Genomic DNA, 3,758 nt, shown 5'->3' with positions numbered 1-3,758 from the left:
GCCGTCCTGGCCCGCGCCGAGCGGATCGTCCTGGCCTCCGGCGCCGACGCGGCCGCCCCGGTGCCCGAGGCCTCGCCCCGCGAGGCCCTGCTCGCCGCCGAGGGCGAGGAGCGCGTGCACGGCATCGCCGCCTACCTGGCCCGGGAGGCCGAGCGGGTGCTGCGGCTCCCGGCCGGCGGCGTCGACCACGACCGGCCGCTCAACTCCCTCGGCCTGGACTCGATCATGGGCCTGGAGCTGTCCCGCCGGATCGAGGCCGACCTCGACCTCGCGGTGCCGATCGTGCGCCTGCTGCGCGACGCTTCGGTGGCGACGCTCGCCCCCGAGTTCGCCGCCGAACTCGCTCCCCCGGCCGCCGACGACGGCGCGCCGCTCACCCTCGACGACCCCGGCCGGCTGGACCAGCTGCTCGCCGACGTCGACTCGCTCTCCGCGGAGGAGGTGGACTCGCTGCTCGCCCAGCTCGGCGCCGAGGCAGCGGGCGAACGATGACCACACAGACTGCTCCCACCACCCCCACCCAGATTGCCGCCACCCCCACCGAGGCCGAGCGGCGCGAGCAGCTGCGCGCGCTGCTGAAGGCCCGCGCCGCGCGCGGCCCGCAGTCGCACCCGGTCGCCGAGGGCCAGCAGGCCCTGTGGACGTTCCAGCAGATGTACCCGCAGTCCCCGGCGTACAACGTCGGCGTGGCCGCGCACGTCCACGGCGACCTCGACGTGCCCGCGCTGCGCACCGCGCTCCAGCGCCTGCTCGACACCCACCCGGCGATGCGCACCGCGCTCGTCGCCGAGGACGGGCGGCTGCGCCAGCGCGTGCGGGCCACCGTGCCGCTGGACTTCACCGAGGCCGACCTCACCGGCCGCACCCCGGGCGAGATCGACGCGGCCGTCGCCGCGTTCAACGAGCGCCCGTTCGACTTCGCCGAGGACGCGATGCTGCGCGCGGCGGTCGCCCGGCTCGACGGCGGCACCCACCTGCTGATGCTCTGCGCCCACCACGTGGCCAGCGACCTGTGGACCTTCGACGTCCTCATGCGCGACCTGGAGCAGCACTACCGCGCGGTCAAGGCCGGCCGCCCGGCCGGGGCGCCGCGCCCCGAGGGCGAGTACCTGGACTACGTCCGCTGGCAGCGCGACTGGCTCGCCACGCCCGCCGGGCAGGCCGCCGAGCGGTACTGGCTGGAGCAGCTCGACGGCGAGCTCCACCCGCTGGACCTGCCCACCGACCGGCCCCGCCCGGCCACCCCGGCGCACCGGGCCGGCGCCCACACCTTCCGCCTGCCCGCCGAGCTGACCGCCGCGCTCAAGGACCTCGCCCGCGAGTGCGGCGCGACCCCGTACGCGGCCTCGCTGGCCGTGTTCCAGCTGCTGATGCACCGCTACACCGGCCAGCGCGACGTCCTGGTCGGCTCGGTCGCCTCCGGGCGCAGCCGGGCCGCGTTCCAGCAGGTCGCCGGGTACTTCGCGAACCCGCTGGTGATCCGCGCCGAGGTGCGCGGCGAGCGGAGCTTCCGCGAGCTGCTGGCGCGCACCCGCACCACCGTGCTGGACGGGCTGCAGTACGGGGACTACCCGTTCCCGCTGCTGGCCCGGCGCCTGGCCGAGCGGCGCCCGGGCTCGCCGTCCGGGCTCTACAACGTGACCTTCTACTACGAGTCGGCGTCCTGGGACGCGCAGGACGGGCTGTCGCTGTTCGGCACCGGGCACGCCGACGCGCAGATGCGCTTCGCCGACCTGACGCTGCGCCCGTACCCGCTGGCCGTGCAGGGCAACGAGCACGACCTGACGCTGTTCGTGGAGGAGGTGGACGGCAGCCTGTGCGGCTCGCTGCGCTACGCCGTCGACCTGTTCGACGCGGCGACGGCCGCCCGGATCGCCGAGCACTTCGTGAGCTGCGCCGCCGCGTGCGTGGCGCAGCCGGACGCGCCGATGGGCACGCTGCCGCTGCTCACGGAGGAGGAACACCGGCTGCTGGCGTCCTGGAGCCGCCCGGACGACGGGGTGGCGACCGCCGACTCCCTCGTGCACGAGCTCGTCCTGGCCCAGGCGGAGCGTACGCCGGACGCGGTGGCCGTGGACGCCGGGCACGACCGGCTGACCTACCGCGAACTGGTCGAGCAGGCACGCCACTTGGCGGCGGTGCTGCGCGGCAAGGGGATCGGCCCGGAGGACAAGGTCGGCCTGAGCGTCGACGGTTCGGTGCGGCTGGTGACCGGCATGCTCGGCGTGCTGCTGGCCGGCGGGGCGTACATCCCGATGGACCCGAACTACCCGGTCAAGCGCCTCGAGTACATGATGGAGGACTCGGCCGTCCGGCTGCTGCTGACCGAGCGCCACCTGCTCGCGAAGCTCCCGGACGCGGGCGTGCCGGTGCTGTGCCTCGACGAGGAGCACCCGCTGCCCGAGCCGCTGCCCGAGCCGGCCGCGCCGCGCGCCGACAACCTGGCGTACGTCATCTACACCTCGGGCTCCACCGGCCGCCCCAAGGGCGTCATGGTCGAGCACGGCGGCCTGGTCGACCTCGACCTCGCGCACCGCGAGGCGCTGCCGCCGCACGCGGGCCGCCGGGTGCTGCAGAACGCCTCGATCAGCTTCGACGTGTCCACCTGGGAGTGGATGTCGGCGCTGTGCACCGGCGCCACGCTGTGCGTCGCGCCGCGCGAGGAGCTGCGGCCCGGGCAGCCGCTGGTGGACACCGTACGCCGGCTCGGCGTCACGGCGCTCAGCGCGACCCCGTCCGTCCTCGCCACCATGGACCAGGCCGACGTGCCGACCGTCACCGAGCTGACCTCGGTGGGCGAGGCGATCTCCGCGGACCTGGTGCGCTCGTGGGCGGCGGGCCGGCGGATCGTCAACGCGTACGGGCCCACCGAGATCACCGTGTTCTGCACCACCGAGACGCCGGCCGCCGACGGGCGCACCCCGCCGGTCGGCCGGGCGCTGGCCGGCACCGAGCTGTACGTCCTGGACGAGCAGCTCCAGCGGGTGCCGGTCGGCGCGGTGGGCGAGCTGTACGTCGGCGGCACCGGCGTCACCCGCGGCTACCAGAACCGGCCCGACCTGACCGCCGACCGGTTCGTCCCGCACCCGTTCTCGGCCGCGCCCGGCGCCCGCCTCTACCGCACCGGCGACCGCGTGCGCTTCGACACCGAGGGGCGGCTGCACTACCTGGGCCGCTCCGACCACCAGGTGAAGATCCGCGGCGTGCGGGTCGAGCCGGGCGAGGTGCTGGAGGCGCTGGCCGGGCACCCGGCGGTGCGCGAGGCCGTGGTGCTGGCCCGGCCGGTGCGCGGGGAGCTGCAGCTGGTCGGGTACGTCGTGCCGGAGGCGGGCGTGAGCGCGCCGGACGCGGCCGGGCTGCGCGCCTACCTGGCGCAGCGGCTGATGCCGACGATGATCCCCACCTACCTGCTGGTGCTGGAGAGGTTCCCGCTCAACCCGAACGGCAAGGTGGACCGCGCCCTGCTGCCGGACCCGGAGGAGCTGGACCTCCAGGCCGCCTCCGCCCCGCCGGAGGGCCCCACCGAGCAGGCGATCGCGGACATCTGGTGCGCGGTGCTCGGCCTGCCGTCGGTCGGGCGCGAGGACGACTTCTTCGACCTCGGCGGCCACTCGCTGCTCGCCACCAAGGTGGTGGGCCGGGTCCGCGAGGCGCTCGCGGTGGACCTGCCGCTGCGGGAGCTGTTCGAGGGCCGCACCGTGCGCGTGCTCGCCGAGCGGGTGGACGCCCTCACCGGCACGGGCGCGGGCGCCGCCGCC

2 protein-coding genes are annotated in these 3,758 nt (G+C 75.8%); both read left to right on the top strand.

The genetic code is table 11. The features are described 5' to 3' along the window. The coding region (locus AB0O00_RS32310) for an acyl carrier protein (RefSeq protein WP_363657848.1) at positions 1 to 492 on the top strand (492 nt) is incomplete at its 5' end. Then, positions 489 to 3,758 (top strand): amino acid adenylation domain-containing protein (locus AB0O00_RS32305; protein ID WP_363657846.1); only part of this gene is annotated, 3,270 nt, incomplete at its 3' end. The genes AB0O00_RS32310 and AB0O00_RS32305, both read left to right, overlap by 4 nt.

It is taken from the genome of Kitasatospora sp. NPDC093558, assembly GCF_040683475.1.
Classification (GTDB): domain Bacteria; phylum Actinomycetota; class Actinomycetes; order Streptomycetales; family Streptomycetaceae; genus Kitasatospora.
Note: the sequence above shows the minus strand (reverse complement) of the source record. Positions and strands in the feature narration are given on the sequence as shown.